The sequence below is a fragment of the Rhodopseudomonas sp. BR0C11 genome, assembly GCF_010820945.1.
In the GTDB taxonomy this organism is placed as follows: Bacteria; Pseudomonadota; Alphaproteobacteria; order Rhizobiales; family Xanthobacteraceae; genus Rhodopseudomonas; species Rhodopseudomonas palustris_H.
This window is the reverse complement of the sequence record NZ_QTKI01000002.1, coordinates 1-20,061: the sequence shown is the minus strand read 5'-3', so window position 1 is coordinate 20,061 and position 20,061 is coordinate 1. Positions and strand designations below refer to the sequence as shown.

Genomic DNA, 20,061 nt, shown 5'->3' with positions numbered 1-20,061 from the left:
GCCCGTCTCAGGCGACGGCGGTCTCTCGCCGCACGTCGCCGATGATGCCCTGCTTCACCACCTCGCCGAAGGCCTCGAAGTCGGCGCGGCGCGGCGAGGTCTTGCGGAAGACGAGGCCGACGCTGCGGCCAGGCTGCGGCCGGCGCAGCCGCAGAAACTTCACCCGCGAATCACGACGTTCCACCTCGGCGGCGATCTGCGGAATCAGCGTGATGCCGTAGCCGCCCGCGACCATCTGAATCACCGTCGTCAGGCTGGACGCACCGAAACTGGCGGTGCCGGCGCTGCCGATCTGAATGCCGCGATTGCGCGCAGTGGCGCAAAACGCCAGTGCCTGATCGCGCAGGCAGTGCCCATCCTCCAGCAGGATCAGCCGCGACTGGTCGATTTCCTCGACTCCGATCGGCGTGTGTTCCGAGCGCGGATCCTCGGCCGGCACGGCGAGCAGGAACGGGTCGTCGAACAGCGGAATCGCGTCGAGGTCGGAATGGCCGGCAGGCAGCGCCAGCAGCGCGGCATCGAGCACGCCGCTCACAACGTCGGCCACCAGCGGGCGGGTCTGGCTTTCCCGCAGCTCCAGCCGCAGCTCGGGAAATCGCTGTTGCAGCAGCGGCAGCACCTTCGGCAGCAGATATGGCGCCAACGAGGGAATCACCCCGAGGCTGAGCCGGCCGGTGAGCGGCTTGGCCCGGTGGCGGGCGAAATCCACCAGGTCGCGGGTCGCAGCCAGCACCTCTTCGGCACGCCGGGCGATCTCGCGGCCGATGTCGGTGAGAAACACCTCACCGGGCCGGCGTTCCACGACTTTCACCCCCAGCGTGCGCTCCAGCTCGGCGATCTGCATCGACAATGCCGGCTGGGTCACCGAACAGGCATCGGCGGCACGGCCGAAATGGCCGTGCCGGGCCAAGGCCGACAGATAGCGAAGCTGTCTCAGGGAGATCATGCGATCAGATTATCTGATCGCGGAGCAAAATCAATTCGACTGGACCTGATGATAGAACTGATCCAAGGTCTGCATGCCGGACCTGGAACACAACTTCCGGGGGGTGAACGGCCAACACAACACCCTTCACTCCAGGAAGCAACGCCGCGGGCGATCCCCCACGCTCGCGGCGTTCAATTCGATCCCGGCCCTGGCCGGCGTCATGAAACTTTCCAAAGACGCCAGCACATTGCGCCGGGAAAACACTGCAACGCGAGATCGGAGAGACACCATGGACGCAAAGACGGATGACAAGGGCGCAGGCAAGTGCCCGTTCTCAGGCGGCAGCCACGGCCACCGCAACCGTGATTGGTGGCCGGATCAGCTCGACATTTCGGTGCTGCACAACAACTCGAAAAAGTCCGACCCGATGGGCGAGGCGTTCGACTACGCCGAGGAATTCAAGAAGCTCGATCTGGAGGCGGTGAAGAAGGATCTTCACGCGCTGATGACGGATTCGCAGGAATGGTGGCCGGCCGACTTCGGTCACTATGGCGGCCTGTTCATCCGCATGGCCTGGCACTCGGCCGGCACCTATCGCATCACCGACGGCCGTGGCGGCGCCGGCGCCGGCCAGCAGCGCTTCGCGCCGCTGAACTCGTGGCCGGACAACGCCAACCTCGACAAGGCCCGCCGGCTGCTGTGGCCGATCAAGCAGAAGTACGGCCGCAAGATCTCGTGGGCTGACCTGATGGTCCTCACCGGCAACGTCGCGCTGGAATCGATGGGCTTCAAGACCTTCGGCTTCGCCGGCGGCCGCGCCGACGTCTGGGAGCCGGAAGAGCTGTATTGGGGCCCGGAAGGCACCTGGCTGGGCGACGAGCGCTATTCCGGCGAGCGTCAGCTCTCCGAGCCGCTGGGCGCCGTGCAGATGGGCCTGATCTACGTGAACCCGGAAGGCCCGAACGGCAATCCCGACCCGGTCGCCGCCGCCAAGGATATCCGTGAGACGTTCTATCGCATGGCGATGAACGACGAAGAGACCGTGGCGCTGATCGCCGGCGGCCACACCTTCGGCAAGACCCACGGCGCCGGCGATCCGTCGCTGATCGGGCCGGCGCCGGAAGGCGGGCTGCTCGAGGAGCAGGGTCTCGGCTGGACCAGCAAGTTCGGTACCGGCTTCGGCGCCGACACCATCACGGGCGGCCCGGAAGTGATCTGGACCACCACCCCGACCAAGTGGAGCAACAACTTCTTCTGGAATCTGTTCGGCTACGAGTGGGAGCTGGAGCAGAGCCCGGCCGGCGCCAAGCAGTGGCGCGCCAAGGGCGCGGGCGCGACCATTCCGGATCCGTTCGATCCGGAGAAGAAGCACGTGCCGAAGATGCTCACCACCGACCTGTCGCTGCGCTTCGATCCGATCTACGAGAAGATCTCGCGCCGGTTCATGGAGAATCCTGATCAGTTCGCGGACGCGTTCGCCCGTGCCTGGTTCAAGCTGACGCATCGCGACATGGGACCGCGCGTGCGTTACCTCGGCCCGGAAGTGCCGAAAGAAGAGCTGATCTGGCAGGATCCGATCCCGGCGGTCGACCACGAGCTGGTCGGCGATGCCGACATCGAAGCGCTGAAGGCAAAGATCCTCGGCTCCGGCCTGTCGGTGTCGCAGCTGGTCTCCACCGCCTGGGCGTCGGCCTCGACCTTCCGCGGCTCGGACAAGCGCGGCGGCGCCAATGGTGCGCGCATCCGCCTGGCCCCGCAGAAGGACTGGGACGTCAACCACCCGGCCGAGCTGGCGCAGGTGCTGAGCAAGCTCGAAGCGATCCAGGGCGAGTTCAACGGCGCACAGAAGGGCGGCAAGAAGGTCTCGCTCGCCGACCTGATCGTGCTCGGCGGCGTCGCTGCGATCGAGAAGGCCGCCAAGGATGCCGGCACCACCGTCAAGGTGCCGTTCACCCCCGGCCGGATGGACGCTTCGGCCGAGCAGACCGATGTCGAGTCGTTCAAGGTGCTGGAGCCGCGGGCCGATGGCTTCCGCAACTACATCAACACCAAGCGGCATCAGTTCATGCACCCCGAAGAGGCGCTGGTCGACAAGGCTCAGCTTCTCAGGCTCACCGGCCCTGAACTGACCGTGCTGGTCGGCGGCCTGCGTGTGCTCGGCGCCAACTACGAACACGCCACCCACGGCGTGCTCACCGAGCGGCCCGAGAAGCTGACCAACGACTTCTTCGTCAACCTGCTTGACATGGGCACCAAGTGGACCAAGGCGAACGGCGAAGTCGAGATCTACGAAGGCCGCGACCGCAAGACCAACGAGCTGCGTTGGACCGGCACGCGCGTCGATCTGATCTTCGGCTCGCACTCTCAGCTCCGCGCCTTCGCCGAAGTGTATGCGAGCTCGGATGCCCAGGAGAAGTTCGTGAAGGACTTCGCCGCGGCTTGGGCCAAGGTGATGAATGCCGACCGGTTCGACATCGTCGGGCAGAAGGCCGCGGCCTGATCGCTGGCGACGATTAGTTGATGACGACGAAAGGGCGGCCTTCGGGTCGCCCTTTTGCGTTTCCGCGAGGAGGCCTGATAGCAACGCTTGATGGACGCGAACCTCGATCAGTTTGCCCATCTCGCGAAATGTCTGCACGTCGCTCCGGTTCCATTTTTCTGGCGTGCGTTGACGATACTTGATCGGTTTGCTTTCCTTTACGTCCCTTCAACAACGCAAGGATGTCTTGATGCTGCTTCGCCTGCCTGTGATCACCGCTGCGATGCTGGCCGTTGTCGGCCTCGCTCATGCCGACGACGATGAGCTGACGATTCAAGGCATCGGAATCAGCCGCGACGTCGACTGTCAGGGCAAGAATGTCGGCGTGTACGGCGCGGAGAACGAGATCGCTCTGACTGGCCAATGCCGCACCATCACGGTGCATGGCAGCAAGCACAAGGTCAGTTTCGAGCAGGGGCAGACGCTGTCGGTGTCGGGCTCGGACAACATCGTCAACGGCGGCCGCGCCAAAGACGTCGTGGTCAGCGTGGCGAAGAACATCGTGACGACGACGCTGGAAGCCGGCGACGAGCCGGGCAAGCTGAAAGCCACCGGCGCCAATAACAAGATCACGCTGGAGCTGTCCGGCCCGTCGCGGCTGGACGTCGGCGGCGTCGAGCAGGTCGTCGAGTGGTCGAAGGCAGACGGCGCACCCAATCCCGAAATCCGCTCGTCCGGCGCGCTGAATTCGATCAAGCGGAAGAAGTAAGCGCGGCCCTGCCGGCCGCATCCCCGCTTTCGCCAGGATGACGGACGCTGCGACGCGCGTCGCCCTCACCCCAACCCTCTCCCGCAAGCGGGAGAGGGAGTCCGGCAGCGGCTGGGGAGAGGCCTCGCATGGACTCGTTAGCTCATCAGATTATCGATGATAACGTTGAGTTCGATGCGTCTCCACCAGCACGGCGCGCTCCCTCTCCCGCTTGCGGGAGAGGGCTGGGGTGAGGGCGCCCCAGGCACGGCAGCAGCGTTCGCCGCAACCCACCACGCTGGACTAAGCGCAAAGTGCCTTTCGCCAGACTGCCTGCTGATAGGAGACGACGGGCGAGAGCCCGGCTTATCCGCTACGCCTTGTCGGCGTCCGCCTTCAGTGCATCCGGCTTCGGCATCAGCACGATGTTGTAGCCGGAATCGACGTAGTGGGTTTCGCCCGTGACGCCGCCGGAGAGGTCCGACAAGAGATACAGCGCCGAGCCGCCGAGTTCATCCAGCGTCACGCCGCGGCCGAGCGGCGAGTGCTTTTCCATGAAACCGAACATCGCGCGCGAGTCCCCGATGCCGGCGCCGGCCAGCGTCCGCACCGGACCGGCCGAGACGGCGTTAACGCGGATGCCCTTCGGGCCGAGGTCGCAGGCGAGATAGCGCACGCTGGCTTCCAGCGCCGCCTTGGCAAGACCCATCACGTTGTAGTTCGGCATCGCGCGCTCGGAGGCGCCGAAGGTCAGCGTTATCATCGCGCCGCCATCCGGCATCAGCGCGGCGGCCCGCTTGGCGACCTCGGTGAAGGAGAAGCAGGAGATCACCATGGTGCGCGAGAAGTTCGCGCGGCTGGTGTCGATGTACTGACCGCGCAGCTCGTTCTTGTCGGAGAAGCCGATCGCGTGAATGACGAAGTCGAGCTTGCCCCACTTGTCCTTCAGCGTATCGAACACCGCATCGACGCTGGCGATGTCTTCGACGTCGCAGGGCAGCACCAGATCGGAATTCAGCGACTGCGCCAGCGGCTTGACCCGGCGGGCCAGCGCTTCGCCCTGATAGGTGAAGGCGAGTTCGGCGCCGTGCGCGTGCAGCGTCTTCGCCATGCCCCAAGCGATCGAATGGTCGTTGGCGACGCCCATGATCAGCCCGCGCTTACCCTGCATCAGTTGTTGCATGTCGTTGTTTCCCTCTGCGTCATGCCCCGGCTCGTCCCGGGCATCCACGACCCGCGGCTCAACCGTGCTTCAAAAACGTGGATGGCCGGGACAAGCCCGGCCATGACGATCATCCTAACACTTCGATTGTCCGGCATCGGCACGCCGAACACCGGCGATCACGCCTCCAGCCGCTTGAACACCAGCGTGGCGTTGGTGCCGCCGAAGCCGAACGAGTTCGACAGCACGGCGCCGAGCTTGGCGTTGTCGACGCGCTTGCGCACGATCGGCATGTCGGCGAAGGCCGGATCGAGTTCGGTGATGTGGGCGCTCTCGCAGATGAAGCCGTTCTGCATCATCAGCAGCGAGTAGATCGCCTCCTGCACACCGGTGGCGCCGAGCGAGTGGCCGGTCAGCGCCTTGGTGGCCGAGATCGGCGGGCACTTGTCCTCGTTGCCGAACACGTTGCGGATCGCGCCGATTTCCGGCGGGTCGCCGGCCGGCGTCGAGGTGGCGTGCGGATTGATGTAGTCGATCTTGATGCCGCCGGTGGTTGCCAGCGCCATCTTCATGCAGCGCTCGGCGCCTTCGCCCGACGGCGCCACCATGTCGTAGCCGTCGCTGGTCGCGCCATAGCCGATGATTTCGCCGTAGATCTTGGCGCCGCGCGCCTTGGCGTGTTCGAGCTCTTCCAGCACCAAGACGCCGGCGCCGCCGGCGATCACGAAGCCGTCGCGCGACACGTCATAGGGACGCGAGGCGGTGGCCGGGGTGTCGTTGTACTTCGACGACATCGCGCCCATCGCGTCGAACAGCACCGACAGCGACCAGTCGAGTTCCTCGCAGCCGCCGGCGAACATCACGTCCTGCTTGCCCCACTGGATCAGCTCGTAAGCGTTGCCGATGCAGTGGTTGGAGGTCGCGCAGGCAGACGAGATCGAGTAGTTGACGCCCTTGATCTTGAACCAGGTCGCCAGAGTGGCCGACGCCGTCGAGCTCATCGCCTTCGGCACCGCGAACGGACCGACGCGCTTCGGGCCCTTGGTGCGGGTGATGTCGGCGGCTTCGACGATGGTGCGGGCCGACGGGCCGCCGGAGCCCATCACGATGCCGGTGCGCTCGTTCGAGATATCGGACTCTTCCAGCCCGGAATCGGCGAGCGCCTGCTCCATCGCGACGTGGTTCCATGCCGCGCCTTCACCGAGAAACCGCATCGCGCGACGATCGACCACATCGGCCGGATTCAGCGTCGGTGCGCCCTGGACCTGCGAGCGGAAGCCGAGCTCGGCATGCTTTTCGGCACGCGAAATACCGGACTTGGCGTCGTACAGGCTCGCCAGAACTTCTTGGGTGTTGTTACCAATCGACGAGACGATCCCCATCCCCGTCACAACAACTCGTCTCATGTGATCGCCTCGTTCACTCCAGGGTCGCTCGCGGCTGAAGACACGGCTCGGCTAGCACTCGCTAGCCGCCGACCGGCTGCGCCGTCTGCTTGAACAGACCGACTTTCAGATCCTTTGCGCGGTAGATGATCTCGTCGTCGGCCGAAAGCCAGCCATCGGCAATGCCGAGCCAAAGCTTCGAGCGCATCACCCGCTTGATGTCGACATTGTAAACGATCTTGCTGATGTGCGGCAGCACTTGGCCGGTGAACTTTAGTTCCCCGAGGCCGAGCGCGCGGCCCGGGCCTTCGCCGCCGACCCAGCCGAGAAAGAAGCCGACCATCTGCCACATCGCGTCGAGGCCGAGGCAGCCCGGCATCACCGGATCGTTCTTGAAGTGGCAGGCGAAGAACCAGAGGTCCGGCTTGACGTCGAGCTCGGCGCGAACCTGGCCCTTGCCGAATTCGCCGCCGTCCTCGGTGATGATGGTGATGCGGTCGAACATCAGCATGGGCGGCAGCGGCAGCTGGGCGTTGCCCGCGCCAAACAGTTCGCCCCGGCCGCAGGCCAGCAGATCTTCATATTCGTAGCTGGAGCGACGGTCCCGCATGCGACGATGCCTTCTTCTTGATTCGATCGTGAGGTTTTTGGCTGCCCACGCGGCCGATTCGGTGCGTGCGCGAAGCGCGTCCGGTGAATGCGCGGGTCTGTAACATAGGCATATTGCCCCGCCTAGCGGCACCTCCGTGATCTTACTTAAGCAAATCGACCGAGCTTCGCTAGTTGCGAAGCGCTTGCACCAACAAGGAATGCTTCCTATAATCAGACGGTCGAGTTTCCAACAGGCGCGCATTAGGGGTTGCGGAAGTGGACATCGGTGAACGAGTGGCATTTTTGCAAGAGGAACCGGCGCACGAGGCGCACTCGCACGCAGAACCTCGGCTGAACGGCTGCCCGTGGCATGATGTCAACGAGATGCTGCAGTCGGTCGGCCTGCGTCCGACCCGTCAGCGCATGGCGCTGGGCTGGCTGCTGTTCGGCAAGGGCGACCGCCATCTGACGGCGGAAATGCTGTACGAAGAGGCCAGCCAGGCCAAGGTCCCGGTGTCGCTGGCGACCGTCTACAACACCTTGAACCAGCTGACCGAAGTCGGCCTGCTGCGTCAGGTCAGCGTCGACGGCACCAAGACCTATTTCGACACCAACGTGTCGGCGCACCAGCACTTCTACCTTGAGAACAACCACGAGCTGATCGACATTCCCCATGCCGAGCTCGAGCTCAAGGCGACGCCGGATGTTCCCGATGGCTACGAAATCGCCCGGGTCGACGTCGTTGTGCGGCTGCGAAAGAAGGGCTGAACGCGGTCTTTCGAGTTATTCTTGGTGATGGTTATGGCCCGAGCGCAGCCTGCCCTCGGGCTTTTTTACGCACCCTCGCCGGCGTCAGGGATCGGCTACGGCGCGATCAGTTGACCTGCTCGTCGGCGTAAACGCCCCACAGCTGCAGCTTCTCGATCCAGCCGTCGAAGCCACTGCCGACGATCCGGCACCATTTCATGTCGCACCGCTTGACCTGCGCCACCACGCCGGCCTGCAACCGGGCCACCACGGCACTGCCGGAGCTGGCGCTCTCATACAGCGGCGCCAAGCCGTCCTTGTCCTTCATGGTGACAACGGCAGTGCGGCGGCCGGACAGCAGCGAGTGGTACACCCAACCCTCGGCGCCCTCGGAATCCCGGACCCGCCGCCAGTTCTCGAACTCGGCGGTGACTTCGACCGGCAGGCCCGCGCGGGTGTAGACCCAGGCGACGTCGTTGTCCTTGGTCGGTCCGACCCGGACATTGACGTGATCAGACTTAAGACTGACGTATCGCGGCACCGGCAGTCCGCTCGCCGACAACGGTGACTCCTTGCCGGCGTGCGCGAAGGTCGCAGCGCAAATCATCGCACCTGCGAACGCCGTTACCGCCATCAGGTATTTCATCGACATCGACACGCCTCTTCGTCGCGGGATTTGCGGCGCGGCCGTCTCCGGCGAAACCCAGGGGTCCTTGTCTTGGCGCGGTCTTCTGCTAGAGAAGGCCGGAAGGCATCCGGTAACCCAAGGAACGGAAGGGACCTTATGGTCGGGACCGGCCCCTGTGGTCACGCTGCTGCGGGAGTGTCGAACAGCTGAGTTAACGGGGACTAAACGATCTCGTTAAGCTCGTCAGAGAGCGTTGGAATGTCGGTTAAGAAAAAGCCTCTGGTCGTCGTCACCCGCAAGCTTCCGGACTCGATCGAAACCCGGATGCGTGAGCTGTTCGACGCCCGGCTGAATCTCGACGATGTCCCGATGACCGCCGAGCAACTCGCCGAAGCCGCCCGCACCGCCGACGTCCTGGTACCAACGGTGACCGACGAGATCACCGCCGCGATGGTCAACCAGCCCGACTGCAAGCTGCGGCTGATCGCGCATTTCGGCAACGGCATCGACAATCTCGACGTGGCCGCAGCGCATGCGCGCGGCATCACCGTCACCAACACCCCCAAAGTTCTGACCGAAGACACCGCCGACATGACCATGGCGCTCATCCTGGCGGTGCCGCGCCGGATGATCGAAGGGGCTGCGCTCCTGACCGACGGCGGCGAGTGGCCCGGCTGGTCGCCGACCTGGATGCTCGGACGGAGGCTCGGCGGCAAGCGGCTCGGCATCATCGGCATGGGCCGGATCGGCCAGGCGGTGGCGCGCCGCGCTCGCGCCTTCGGGCTGCAGATCCACTATCACAACCGCAAGCCGGTCGCCCCGCGGATCGCCGACGAGCTCGGCGCGACCTACTGGGATTCGCTCGACCAGATGCTGGCGCGGATGGACATCATTTCGGTGAACTGTCCGCACACCCCGGCGACGTTCCATCTGCTGTCGGCGCGGCGGCTGAAGCTGATCCGCAAGGACGCTTTCATCGTCAACACCGCCCGCGGCGAGGTGATCGACGAAGAAACCCTGACCAAGCTGATCGAAGCCGGTGACATCGCCGGCGCCGGCCTCGACGTTTACGAGCACGAGCCGGCGGTCAATCCGAAGCTGGTGCGTCTCGCCAAGCACGGCAAGGTCGTGCTGCTGCCGCACATGGGCTCGGCCACCATCGAGGGCCGCGTCGAGATGGGCGAGAAGGTGATCATCAACATCCGCACCTTCCTGGATAATCACAAGCCGCCGGATCGCGTCCTGCCCGGCATGCTCTGAGCCTAGTTTGGGCCGCCACGCTGCGGCCGAACGCCTCGCTTGCGGGTTCCACCGGCGCCTTCTCCCTGCCTGTTTCCCACACTACCTTCGTTGGACAACGACGAGGGAGTGGGTTCGAGGTGAGCATCGCCGCAATCGACGACCGCCCGGCACCCCGTGCGCCGCTGATCCCGCCGACGCCGCCGCGCGCGCCGGAGAATCTCTCGGCGCTCGGCCGGCTCGCCGCGATCCGCCACAATGCGATCGCGAGCTGGGGCGACCGCGCCTACCAGGACGATGTCGTCAGGGGCCGGTTCTTCGCCCACTCCAGCTACATCCTCAACACGCCGGACGCGATCCGCCACGTGCTGGTCGACAATGTCGACAATTATCACCGCACGGCGACCGGAATCCGCGTGCTGCGGCCGATGCTCGGCGAGGGCCTGCTGCTGGCCGAAGGCCGCGCCTGGAAGCATCAGCGCCGGACGCTGGCGCCGGCCTTCACCCCGCGCGCCGTCGCGACGCTGCTGCCGCATATGGCATCGGCCACCGATGAGGTGGTCGAGGGGCTGCATCGCAAGACCGGCGCTCCCGTGGACTTGCGCGAAACCATGCAGCATTTGGCGCTGGAGATCGCCGGGCGGACGATGTTCTCGTTCGAGATGGGAACGCACGGTCAGACGCTGCGCAGCTTCGTGATCGACTACGGCACCCGGCTGGCGAGCCCGCGGTTTCTCGATCTGTTGCTGCCGCTCGGCTGGCCGACGCCGCAGGATGTTTCGCGCGCGCTGTTTCGCCGGCGCTGGACGCGCTTCATCGGCGAACTGATTGCCGCGCGACGAGCAGCCGGCAAGGCGGAAGGCGCGCCGCCGCGCGACCTGTTCGAACTGATGCTGGCGGCGCGCGACCCGGAAACCGGTGAAGCCTTCTCCGACGCGCAGCTCGGCGATCAGGTCGCCACCATGATCCTGGCCGGGCACGAGACCACCGCCACCGCGCTGTTCTGGGCGCTGTACCTGTTGGCGCTGGATCCAGACACCCAGGAGCGGTTGGCCAGTGAGGTTCGCCGGGTCGGTCTCGGTGGCGCCGAGATCGATCGGCTGCCGTTCACACGTGCGGTGCTCGACGAGACGCTGCGGCTGTATCCGCCCGCATTCCTGATCGTGCGGGAAGCGGCGGGGCCCGACCAGGTCGCGGGCTTTGCGGTTCGTCGGCACGACGTGATGCTGATCGCGCCGTGGCTGCTGCACCGGCACGAGAAGCTCTGGAGCGATCCGAACGCCTTCGTGCCCGAGCGCTTTCTGCCGGGCGCGCCGCCGCCCGACAGGTTCGCCTATCTGCCGTTCGGCGTCGGCCCGCGGGTTTGTATCGGGGCGCATTTCGCCCTGGTCGAAGCCACGCTGGCGCTGGCCAAGGTGGTCGGCAACTTCCGGATCGAGCTGATCGATTCCGAGCCGGTGGTCCCGATTGGGGTCGTCACCACCCAGCCTGATCGGTCGCCGCGGTTCCGGCTCACCGCCCGGTGAGCCTTGCGGCACCAACAAACCCCGTTCGCATTGCCAAACCGTCATGGAACTCCCCGGAACCGGGGCAGGATTGCGAGCGTTCCCTTTCCACGTCATAGAGCGACGAGCCGTCGCCCCCATCGAAAGACGAGAGACGATGCTGGACAAACTGCGCCAATTCATCACCGACGTCGTCGCCCCGAGCGCCCCGGATGAGCTGACGCTCGACGAGGGCGGCTACCGCCTCGCCGCGACGGCGCTGCTGATTCATGTGATTTCGATCGATGGCGACCCGTCGGAGGTCGAAAAGCAAAAGCTGCACGCTTTGCTCGAACAGCGCTTCGGTCTCGACGCCGCGACTGCGTCCCGGCTGATTGCCTCGGCGACGCTGATCGAGGGCGAAGCCGTCGACCTTTACCATTTCACCAGCGTGATCATGCGTTCGGTCAATGAGCAAGGCCGGCTGCGGATCGTCGAAATGATGTGGGAGCTGGTGTACGCCGACGGTACCGTCACCGAATTCGAAGAGAACGTGGTGTGGCGTGCAGCCGATCTGTTGGCGGTCTCGACCCGCGACCGCGTCACCCTGCGCCAGAAGGTAGCTGCCGAGGCTCCGGTCGCGCCCAGTGCCGCTGCCCAGGGCGGTACGATGGGAAGTATGCCTGAGGTCGATTCCGCGAACTAACCAGAAATCCGGCGAAACCTCGGGTAACGGGAACCCGTATTTGTCCCGCCACGCCTCGCTGCATCAGCGTGCGTTTCGGCCCTGCAAGTCGCATCGGCCCTTGCACGCTGCTTGCTTCCCGCATAAGGCCATAGCTGTTCCCCGGAGGCCGTTCGGCCCATTTGAAACATGAGTTTCCTGTCGTGACTGAACGAGTGACGTTGATTACAGGCGCATCGGCCGGGATCGGTGTCGAACTGGCGCGAATTTTTGCAGACAATGCTCATCGCGTGGCCCTGGTGGCGCGGCGCGGCGACCGCCTCGAATCCCTTGCGGCGGACATTCGCGCCAACGGCGGACCGGAGCCGATCGTGATCGCGTGCGATCTCGGCCAGCCGGGCGCCGCCGAACAGATCATCTCGGCTCTGAACGCGGCGGGCGTCGAGGTCGAGTACCTCATCAACAATGCGGGCTACGGTCTGTTTGGCCGCGCGGTCGAGCTCGATCGCGAAAGCCAGCTTGGTATCATCGACCTGAACATCAGGGCGCTGACCGATCTGACGCTGCGGTTTGCCGACAGCATCGCCCGCCTTCGCGGCGGCATCCTCAATGTCGCGTCGATCGCCGGCTTCCTGCCCGGCCCCGGCATGGCGGTGTACTACGCGTCGAAAGCCTATGTGCTGTCGTTCAGCGAAGCGCTGCATCAGGAGCTCGGTCCTAAAGGCGTGCGCGTGACCGCGCTCTGTCCGGGCCCGGTGCAGACCGAGTTCCAGGACCGCGCCGGCTTCGAGCCCGGTTTCGACAGCGCCGTGCTCAACGTGTCGCCCGCAGAGGTCGCGCGTCAGGCCTATCAGGGCCTGATGGACAACAAGCGGATCGTGCTGCCGGGCCTTGGCGTGAAGATCGTGCCGTTCCTGCTGCGCTTCTTCCCGCGCGGCTTCATCGCCGCCGCAGTCAGCGGCTTCCAGTTGCGCCGTCGCTGATATTTCGCAGGGCCATGATCTGGCCCGAGCTTTGCTTTAAGAATTTGTCATCTTCCGCCGGACATCCTGATCGGCGGTGCGGCAATTCTGTTCGGCGCGGCTCTGGACTGACCCTCCCATGCTTGTTCGACTGACCGATTGCGGCCGGGCATCTTCGCCTGCGCTGCAGCCTGCAAAGACCAATGATCCGAGACCGGTGCTGATCGTTCTGCACCAGGAGACGTCGACGCCCGGCCGCGTCGGCAATGCGCTGCGCGCGCTCGGCCATCCGCTGGACATTCGCCGGCCGCGGTTCGGCGATTCCCTTCCGCCGTCGCTCGACGAACACGCCGGCGCGGTGATCTTCGGCGGTCCGATGAGCGCCAACGATCCGGACGACTACATCCGCCGTGAGATCGATTGGATCGCCGTGCCGCTGAAGGAACGGCGGCCGTTCCTCGGCATCTGCCTTGGCGCGCAGATGCTGGCCAAACAGCTCGGCGCCCGCGTGGCACCGCATCCTCACGGCCGCGCCGAAGTCGGCTACTACGACATTCGCCCCACCGCCGCGGGCCGCGCGATGTGCGCGCACTGGCCGCGGCAAGTGTATCACTGGCACGTCGAAGGCTTTGAGCTGCCGGCCGGCGCCGATCTGCTGGCGGAAGGCGGCGACTTTCCGGTGCAGGCGATCCGCAGCGATACGGCCTTCGGCTTTCAATTCCATCCCGACGTGACCTGGGCGATGATGCATCGCTGGACCACCAAGGGAGAGGAGCGGCTGTCGCTTCCCGGCGCGCGGCCGCGGCGCGAGCATTTTGCCGAACGCGCCGTGCACGATCTCGCTGAGCGGATCTGGCTCGAACACTTCCTCGATCACTGGCTGTCACGCGCGCCCCTCGGCGCACCGGTGACGGCGCTGCGTGAGGCCGCGGAATAGCGCCGGGCTCCCCGCCGCAAATCCGCTTCCCTCGCGGCCGCGGCGATTGCTAAGCTCCTGCCAAGCTTCGGCGGCCATGACCGGGGCAGCAAGGGAGTGCGCATGACGAGCGAGGAATTCGCGCGGCTGCTGGAGAGTTTGACTCGCGCGGCGGAATCCGGCGACGGCGCAAAGTTCGCCAACCATTTCACCGAAGACGCGACGTACCACGACTACATCTACGGCCCGCACACCGGACGCGCCGAGATCGCCGCGATGATGCAGGAGCTGTTTCATCGCGACGCCGCCGATTATCGCTGGGAGATGTTCGACCCCGTCTGCAACGGCGACCTCGGCTACGCATGGTCGCTGTCGAGCTTCACCTCGACCGTACCCGACTTTGCAGGCCAGCGCGTGGTGATCGACGGCATGAGCCGCTTCGTGCTGCGCGGCGAGCTGATCGCGGAGTATCACGAATCGGTCAATGGCGGCGTGGCGATGGCGCAGCTCGGCGTCGCACCTGAGCGGATGGCCAAAGTCTTCCGCAAATGGAGCGGCTGGCTGCAGCAGCGCCCCGAAACCCAGGACTATCTGGCCCGGCCCAAGGGCTCGCGCCGCGCCTGACATCTGTCGCCCACGGCGGGCGACGACGCGCACGATGCTGGTCGTGCGCCCAACAACAATCAACAAAGGGAGAAACGCCGTTGAGCTACCAGGACATCCTCTATGAGGTCGCGGATCGGATCGCGACCATCACGCTGAACCGGCCGGACCGCATGAATGCATGGACGCCGGTGATGGAGCGCGAGGTGCGGGCTGCAATGCAGCAGGCGGCTTCGGACGGCGACGTGCGCGTCATCGTGCTGACCGGCGCCGGCCGCGGCTTCTGCGCCGGGGCCGACATGGAGGTGCTGCAGAACATCGATCCATCCGACGTGCGCCGTGCCGCCGATCTGCCGCCGTTCGACATGAATCGCAGGGCCGACTGGCAGACCCGCTACGCGTTCTATCCCTCGATCGGGAAGCCGATCATCGGCATGCTCAACGGCGCCACGGCCGGGATCGGCATGGTCCACGCGCTGTATTGCGACGTCCGCTTCGCCGCCGACTCTGCCGTGTTCACCACCGCCTTCGCGCGGCGCGGACTAATCGCCGAGCATGGCATCTCCTGGATGCTGCCGCAGATTGTCGGGCACGCCAACGCGCTCGATCTGTTGCTGTCGGCCCGCCGTGTGTCGGCCGACGAGGCGCTGCGGATGGGACTGGTGAACCGGCTGTATCCGGCCGATCAGCTTCGGGAGCAGACCTACGCCTATGCCCGCGACCTCGCCGACAACGTCGCGCCGGCCTCGATGCGGGTGATCAAGCGCCAGCTCTACGACGTGCCTTTCCAGACCCTGGCGGAAGCGACCATCGAGGCCAATCGCGAGATGGCGATTTCGCTCGCCAGCGCCGACTTCAAGGAAGGCGTCGCCAGCTTCGTCGAAAAGCGCCCGCCGCGCTTCAGCAGCGTGTGATCGAGAGTCGACCGCCGGGCGTCTCGATGGGGACGCTCGGCGGCCGTCAGCCGGCTGTCGGGCAATCAAAGGTTCAGATGCGAGAAATCAGCGGTCGAAGACCGAGGGTTCGTCCTAGATTTAAGAAAAACCGTGCTGGGATCGTGTCGCGAAGGTCGCCAACTTTCCGTCTTGGTCTCGGAAAGTTGGTGGAGCCAGGCGGGATCGAACCGCCGACCTCATCATTGCGAACGATGCGCTCTCCCAGCTGAGCTATGGCCCCTTGCGCGGTCAGGACATGTCGTCCCGGCCAGCGAACGCCGCCATTTACAGTGCAGGTCGCGGCCAAGTCAAGGACGACAGGACGGATCGAAATCGGCCGGCCGCGGCTTTATTGCCGCCGAGTTCCCTTGTTTGGACGGGGGTGAACCGATATCTACGGCTCGAGCTTTCCGCGACCGAAACCGCGAGTTTTCCCCCGCCATGCGCGCCATTCTCGACATCGTTCTCATCATCCTCGATCTCTACATCTGGCTGCTGATCGCCTCCGCGATCCTGTCCTGGCTGATCGCCTTCAACGTGGTGAACACGCGCAACCAGTTCGTCGGCGCGGTGTCCGAGTTCCTGTACCGAATCACCGAGCCGCTGCTGGCGCCGATTCGTAATCTGCTGCCCTCGCTCGGCGGCCTCGATATCTCGCCGATCATCCTGATCCTTCTGATCATGTTCCTGCAGCGCGTGATCACCTATTACATCTACCCGGCGGTGTTCTAACCGCGCCGGGCAGGCGGAGGCGGCATGGCGGAAGCTTGGCGGTATTCGGCTCAGGGCGTCGCGGTAGCGGTGCGGGTGACCCCGCGCGGCGGCCGCGACGACATCGATGGGCTGGAAACGCTGTCCGACGGGCGGCCGGTGGTCAAAGTGCGGGTTCGGGCGATCGCCGATGGCGGCGAGGCCAACCGGGCAGTGACGGAGCTGCTGGCCAAGGCGGTCGGCGTGCCGAAGCGCAATGTAAGGCTGCTGTCGGGCGCGACCTCGCGGCAGAAACAGATCGCGATCGACGGCGATCCAAAACAGCTCGGCGAGGCGTTGCGCCGCCTGGTGGCGGCCAAGCCCGCCGAATAATCACCCGGGAGGCCCGCGAGGGCGATCCACCGTTCGCCTCTCCGCTCCGGGGAGGCGTTGTCATTTCGATGCGGACGCATCGGCTGGGACAGGCAAAGAGGACGACATGACAGCCCGGATCATCGATGGAAAAATCATCTCGGCCGAGCTACGCGCCCGCGTCGCCGCGGAAGTCGCGCGGCTGAAGACCGAGCACGGCATCACGCCGGGCCTGGCGGTGGTGCTGGTCGGCAACGACCCGGCCTCCGAGGTCTACGTCCGCAGTAAGCACAAGCAGACCCAGGAGGCCGGCATGGCCTCGTTCGAGCACCGGCTGCCGGCCGATGTTCCGCAGGCCGAGCTGATGGCGCTGATCGCAAAGCTCAATGCTGATCCGGCGGTGCATGGCATTTTGGTGCAGTTGCCGCTGCCCAAGGGGCTCGACAGCAATGCGGTGATTGACGCGATTGATCCTGCCAAGGACGTCGACGGCCTCAACCCGACCAATGCGGGCCGGCTCGCCTCCGGCCTGTTCGCGCTGACGCCGTGCACGCCGCTGGGCAGCATCATCATGGCCAAGACGGTGCACGCCTCGCTCGAAGGCATGAACGCGCTGGTGATCGGCCGCTCCAATCTGGTCGGCAAGCCGCTGGTGCAATTGCTGCTGAACGAGAACGCCACCGTGACGATCGCGCATTCGCGCACCCGCGATCTGCCGGCGCTGTGCCGCCAGGCCGATCTGGTGTTCGCCGCGGTCGGCAAGGCCGAGATGGTGAAGGGCGACTGGATCAAGCCGGGCGCCACCGTGATCGACGTCGGCATCAACCGGACGCCGGGCAAGGACGGCGGCAAGGACAAGCTGCTCGGCGACGTCGCGTTCAACGAGGCCAAGGAGGTCGCCGGCGCGATTACGCCGGTCCCCGGCGGCGTCGGCCTAATGACGGTGGCGTGCCTGCTGGTCAACACCGTCCGCGCCGCCTGCGCGATCCACGGCCTGCCGAAGCCGGCGGTGTAAGCAGAAGCGCTGAGCCGCTTCCTCCACAGAGGTCATACGCGGGCTTGACCCGCGTATCCATCGCGCGGAAGCGCGCGAAACAAGCGTTTGACCAAGATGATGGATTGCCGGGTCGAGCCCGGCAATGACGATGCGCGTTAAGTCACGCACGGTGCCGTGACCGGAGGCGCGGTGCTTCAGCCCGCCGTGCTCTGCATAAGCCGCACGTAGAACCGGATCATGTCCGCGTAGTTCTTGATGCTGATGCGCTCGTTGGTGCCGTGGAAGCGCTTGAGGTCTTCGGGCGTGGCGCGGACCGGCGAGAACCGGAAGATGTTGTCGGCGACCTGGGCGTAGTGGCGCGAGTCGGTTGCCGCGATCATCAGGCCCGGCGCCACGATCACGTCGGGAAACACCTCGCGGATGGTGCGGTTCAGCGCCTGGTACGACGGGCTGCTGGTGCCGGTCACCGGCGGCGGATCGAAATTGCCTTCGAAGCCGCTCACCGCGATCTTGTCGTTGGCCACCACGCTGCGGACGTGATCGGTGACGCTGGTCTGGGTGTCGCCCGGCAGCAGGCGGAAATTGACGCTGGCCTCGGCGACGCCGGGCAGCACGTTGTCCTTGTCGCCGGCATTGAACACGGTGAGCGCGGTCGTCGTTTGCACCATCGCCGCGGTGGTGCCGCTCTTGGCGAATTCGCGCAGCAGCAGCGGCCGGAACAGCCAGAGGTTCGACAGCGCGACCCGGCTGAAGCCGCTCATCTCCGGCGCCAGCGTGTCGAACATCTCGGCCACCGAGCCGCGGATCCGCATCGGCAGCCGGTTGTCTTCGAGATGGGTCGCGCGGCGGCATCGACGAATGGCCCGGGGTGCCGCGGGCCGTCAGCACCAGCGTGGCGTAGCCCTTCTCGGAGACGCCGATCAGCGCGGCCGGCTTGTCGAGGCCCTTCATCACCCCGTCGGTGATCAGGAGCCCTTCGTCGAGCACGAAGTCGAGCCGGACGTTCCGCGAGGCCAAGAGTTCGGCGATCTTGGCCGCCCCGCGCAGGCCGGAGACTTCCTCGTCATGGCCGAACGCGAAATAGATCGTCCGCTTCGGCCGGAAGCCCTGCTTGGCCATCAGCTCGGCAGCCTCCAGCATCGCGTAGAGGTTGCCCTTGTCGTCCCACGAGCCGCGGCCCCAGACGAAGCCGCCTTCGATCGCGCCGCTGAACGGCGGCTGCTGCCAGTCTGCTTCGGTCTTCGGCGCGATCGGCACCACGTCCTGATGCGCGAGCAGCGCGATCGGCTTGGCCTGCGGGTCGCTGCCTGCCCAGGTGTAGAGCAGGCTGTGACCGCCGACGACCTCCTGCTTGGCCGCCGCGTGGAACGCCGGGAAGCTGGCCTCAATGTGCGCGCGCAAGCCGCGCAGCGCCTCGGCGTCCTGCTCGGGATTGAGGAAATTGGAGATGGTCTGGAAGCGGATCGACTGCGACAGCCGCTGCGCGGCGCCCTGCTCGTCGATCGCGATCGGCGGCACCGCGGCGACATCGATCTGCCGCGAGCCGTGCCGGAAGGTGTTGTAGGCCAGCACGCCTGCCAGGACCGCGACCGCCAGGACGGCGATCGCGACCAGGTTACGAATCCATCGAAGCAGCCGGCGCATCAGAACTCCTGTTCGCCGGCGTTTCGTCCGGCCGCTCAGCCCTTCTTGGCTTGCTTGGCCCGGTCGAGGCCTTCGAGGATCAGCTTATGGGCTTCGTCGGCACCGCCCCAACGCACCACCTTGACCCACTTGCCGGGCTCGAGGTCCTTGTAGTGCTCGAAGAAGTGCTGGAACTGAGCCAGCGTGATCTCCGGCAGGTCCGAGTAGGTCTTGATGCGGTCGTAGCGCTGGGTCAGCTTCGACGACGGCACCGCGATGATCTTCTCGTCGTGGCCCGCTTCGTCGCTCATGTACAACACGCCGACCGGCCGCACGCTCATCACCGCGCCCGGCACGATGCCGCGGGTGTTGGCAACCAGCACGTCGCAGGGGTCGCCGTCGTCCGACAGGGTGTGGGGGATGAAGCCGTAATTCCCCGGATAATGCATCGAGGTATAAAGGAACCGATCGACCACCAGGGTACCGGCAGCCTTATCCATTTCATACTTGATCGGCTCACCGCCGACCGGCACCTCGATGATGACGTTGACGTCATACGGAGGGTTCACGCCGACGGGGATTGCGTCGATGCGCATCAAGAGCTCCAGACTGATTTGATTTCAGGAACCACCGGAATAGCCTGCGCTGGCGGCGTTCGCCAGCGCAAAAAAGCTTAGTTGCTCCAGGCAAACGCAACCTTGTCGAGCGACTTCGGCCCGAACCGCTCCGACGAGCGGGCCACCATCCGGCCGCCGAGAGCGCGATAGAATTCGGTCGCCGGCTCGTTATCCGACAGCGCCCAGATCACCATGCTCTTCAGGCCGCTCTGCACCAGATCGCGCCGGGCGGCGGCGAACAGGCGGCGGCCGAAGCCGAGCCCCTGGAAC

Annotated in this window: 21 protein-coding genes, 1 tRNA gene and 1 pseudogene; 13 read left to right on the top strand and 10 right to left on the bottom strand. The window is 65.5% G+C overall.

Annotation, left to right across the window (positions count from 1 at the left end; all coding sequences use genetic code 11):
* Positions 1 to 7: 7 nt before the first annotated feature.
* The gene (locus DYI24_RS00575) at positions 8 to 946 is read right to left on the bottom strand and encodes a LysR substrate-binding domain-containing protein (protein WP_164570874.1); all 939 of its coding nucleotides are present in this window, start codon (positions 944 to 946) and stop codon (positions 8 to 10) included.
* A 271-nt stretch (positions 947 to 1,217) separates the two neighbouring features.
* Between DYI24_RS00575 and katG the strand changes: the two genes are divergently transcribed.
* On the top strand, positions 1,218 to 3,428 hold the full coding sequence (gene katG / locus DYI24_RS00570; RefSeq protein WP_164570873.1) for a catalase/peroxidase HPI: 2,211 nt from the start codon (positions 1,218 to 1,220) through the stop codon (positions 3,426 to 3,428).
* A 229-nt stretch (positions 3,429 to 3,657) separates the two neighbouring features.
* Positions 3,658 to 4,176 carry a DUF3060 domain-containing protein gene (locus tag DYI24_RS00565; RefSeq protein WP_164570872.1) on the top strand — a complete coding sequence of 173 codons (519 nt, stop codon included), beginning with the start codon at positions 3,658 to 3,660 and terminating at the stop codon, positions 4,174 to 4,176.
* 352 nt (positions 4,177 to 4,528) lie between these two features.
* Here DYI24_RS00565 and fabI read toward each other — a convergent pair whose 3' ends face one another.
* The 3 genes from fabI to fabA form a co-directional block, all read right to left on the bottom strand.
* Positions 4,529 to 5,338, bottom strand: coding sequence for an enoyl-ACP reductase FabI (gene fabI, locus DYI24_RS00560; RefSeq protein ID WP_164570871.1), 810 nt, complete (start codon positions 5,336 to 5,338; stop codon positions 4,529 to 4,531).
* Positions 5,339 to 5,496: 158 nt separating this feature from the next.
* Entirely contained in the window at positions 5,497 to 6,723 is a 1,227-nt protein-coding gene (gene fabB / locus DYI24_RS00555) for a beta-ketoacyl-ACP synthase I (protein WP_164570870.1), read from the bottom strand.
* A 61-nt stretch (positions 6,724 to 6,784) separates the two neighbouring features.
* Positions 6,785 to 7,312: a bifunctional 3-hydroxydecanoyl-ACP dehydratase/trans-2-decenoyl-ACP isomerase gene (gene fabA / locus DYI24_RS00550; protein ID WP_107342648.1), complete on the bottom strand. Its 528-nt coding sequence runs from the start codon at positions 7,310 to 7,312 to the stop codon at positions 6,785 to 6,787.
* A gap of 257 nt (positions 7,313 to 7,569) precedes the next feature.
* Here fabA and irrA point away from each other — a divergent pair, with 257 nt between their 5' ends.
* Entirely contained in the window at positions 7,570 to 8,061 is a 492-nt protein-coding gene (gene irrA, locus DYI24_RS00545; protein WP_107342647.1) for an iron response transcriptional regulator IrrA, read from the top strand.
* A 106-nt stretch (positions 8,062 to 8,167) separates the two neighbouring features.
* Here irrA and DYI24_RS00540 read toward each other — a convergent pair whose 3' ends face one another.
* Positions 8,168 to 8,692 (bottom strand): SH3 domain-containing protein, encoded by a 525-nt coding sequence (locus tag DYI24_RS00540; RefSeq protein ID WP_107342646.1) that lies wholly within the window; start codon positions 8,690 to 8,692, stop codon positions 8,168 to 8,170.
* A gap of 234 nt (positions 8,693 to 8,926) precedes the next feature.
* Here DYI24_RS00540 and DYI24_RS00535 point away from each other — a divergent pair, with 234 nt between their 5' ends.
* The 7 genes from DYI24_RS00535 to DYI24_RS00505 all read left to right on the top strand — a co-directional run bounded on the left by DYI24_RS00535 (position 8,927) and on the right by DYI24_RS00505 (position 15,471).
* Positions 8,927 to 9,928, top strand: coding sequence for a 2-hydroxyacid dehydrogenase (locus tag DYI24_RS00535; RefSeq protein WP_107342645.1), 1,002 nt, complete (start codon positions 8,927 to 8,929; stop codon positions 9,926 to 9,928).
* Between the two features lie 119 nt (positions 9,929 to 10,047).
* Positions 10,048 to 11,433 (top strand): cytochrome P450, encoded by a 1,386-nt coding sequence (locus DYI24_RS00530; RefSeq protein ID WP_164570869.1) that lies wholly within the window; start codon positions 10,048 to 10,050, stop codon positions 11,431 to 11,433.
* Between the two features lie 136 nt (positions 11,434 to 11,569).
* On the top strand, positions 11,570 to 12,097 hold the full coding sequence (locus DYI24_RS00525; protein WP_164570886.1) for a tellurite resistance TerB family protein: 528 nt from the start codon (positions 11,570 to 11,572) through the stop codon (positions 12,095 to 12,097).
* A gap of 182 nt (positions 12,098 to 12,279) precedes the next feature.
* Positions 12,280 to 13,059: an SDR family NAD(P)-dependent oxidoreductase gene (locus DYI24_RS00520; RefSeq protein WP_164570868.1), complete on the top strand. Its 780-nt coding sequence runs from the start codon at positions 12,280 to 12,282 to the stop codon at positions 13,057 to 13,059.
* 118 nt (positions 13,060 to 13,177) lie between these two features.
* Entirely contained in the window at positions 13,178 to 13,975 is a 798-nt protein-coding gene (locus DYI24_RS00515) for a glutamine amidotransferase (RefSeq protein ID WP_164570867.1), read from the top strand.
* 102 nt (positions 13,976 to 14,077) lie between these two features.
* Positions 14,078 to 14,578 carry a nuclear transport factor 2 family protein gene (locus DYI24_RS00510; protein WP_164570866.1) on the top strand — a complete coding sequence of 167 codons (501 nt, stop codon included), beginning with the start codon at positions 14,078 to 14,080 and terminating at the stop codon, positions 14,576 to 14,578.
* Between the two features lie 80 nt (positions 14,579 to 14,658).
* The gene (locus DYI24_RS00505; RefSeq protein ID WP_164570865.1) at positions 14,659 to 15,471 is read left to right on the top strand and encodes an enoyl-CoA hydratase; all 813 of its coding nucleotides are present in this window, start codon (positions 14,659 to 14,661) and stop codon (positions 15,469 to 15,471) included.
* Between the two features lie 186 nt (positions 15,472 to 15,657).
* On the opposite strand, the gene DYI24_RS00500 is transcribed toward DYI24_RS00505, so the two are convergent.
* Positions 15,658 to 15,733 (bottom strand) — tRNA-Ala (locus tag DYI24_RS00500).
* Between the two features lie 200 nt (positions 15,734 to 15,933).
* Between DYI24_RS00500 and DYI24_RS00495 the strand changes: the two genes are divergently transcribed.
* From DYI24_RS00495 to folD, 3 genes are all read left to right on the top strand, one after another.
* Entirely contained in the window at positions 15,934 to 16,224 is a 291-nt protein-coding gene (locus DYI24_RS00495) for a YggT family protein (protein ID WP_012494137.1), read from the top strand.
* Between the two features lie 24 nt (positions 16,225 to 16,248).
* Positions 16,249 to 16,575, top strand: coding sequence for a DUF167 domain-containing protein (locus tag DYI24_RS00490; protein ID WP_012494136.1), 327 nt, complete (start codon positions 16,249 to 16,251; stop codon positions 16,573 to 16,575).
* Positions 16,576 to 16,681: 106 nt separating this feature from the next.
* Positions 16,682 to 17,569, top strand: coding sequence for a bifunctional methylenetetrahydrofolate dehydrogenase/methenyltetrahydrofolate cyclohydrolase FolD (gene folD / locus DYI24_RS00485; RefSeq protein WP_107342638.1), 888 nt, complete (start codon positions 16,682 to 16,684; stop codon positions 17,567 to 17,569).
* Positions 17,570 to 17,745: 176 nt separating this feature from the next.
* On the opposite strand, the gene DYI24_RS28715 is transcribed toward folD, so the two are convergent.
* From DYI24_RS28715 to DYI24_RS00470, 4 genes and pseudogenes are all read right to left on the bottom strand, one after another.
* Positions 17,746 to 18,357 carry a M20/M25/M40 family metallo-hydrolase gene (locus DYI24_RS28715; protein ID WP_502706322.1) on the bottom strand — a complete coding sequence of 204 codons (612 nt, stop codon included), beginning with the start codon at positions 18,355 to 18,357 and terminating at the stop codon, positions 17,746 to 17,748.
* Position 18,358: 1 nt separating this feature from the next.
* Positions 18,359 to 18,811: pseudogene (locus DYI24_RS28710) on the bottom strand (M20/M25/M40 family metallo-hydrolase); the annotation flags it as partial.
* A 419-nt stretch (positions 18,812 to 19,230) separates the two neighbouring features.
* On the bottom strand, positions 19,231 to 19,770 hold the full coding sequence (gene ppa, locus DYI24_RS00475) for an inorganic diphosphatase (protein ID WP_107342636.1): 540 nt from the start codon (positions 19,768 to 19,770) through the stop codon (positions 19,231 to 19,233).
* 77 nt (positions 19,771 to 19,847) lie between these two features.
* The coding region (locus tag DYI24_RS00470) for a GNAT family N-acetyltransferase (protein ID WP_164570864.1) at positions 19,848 to 20,061 on the bottom strand (214 nt) is incomplete at its 5' end.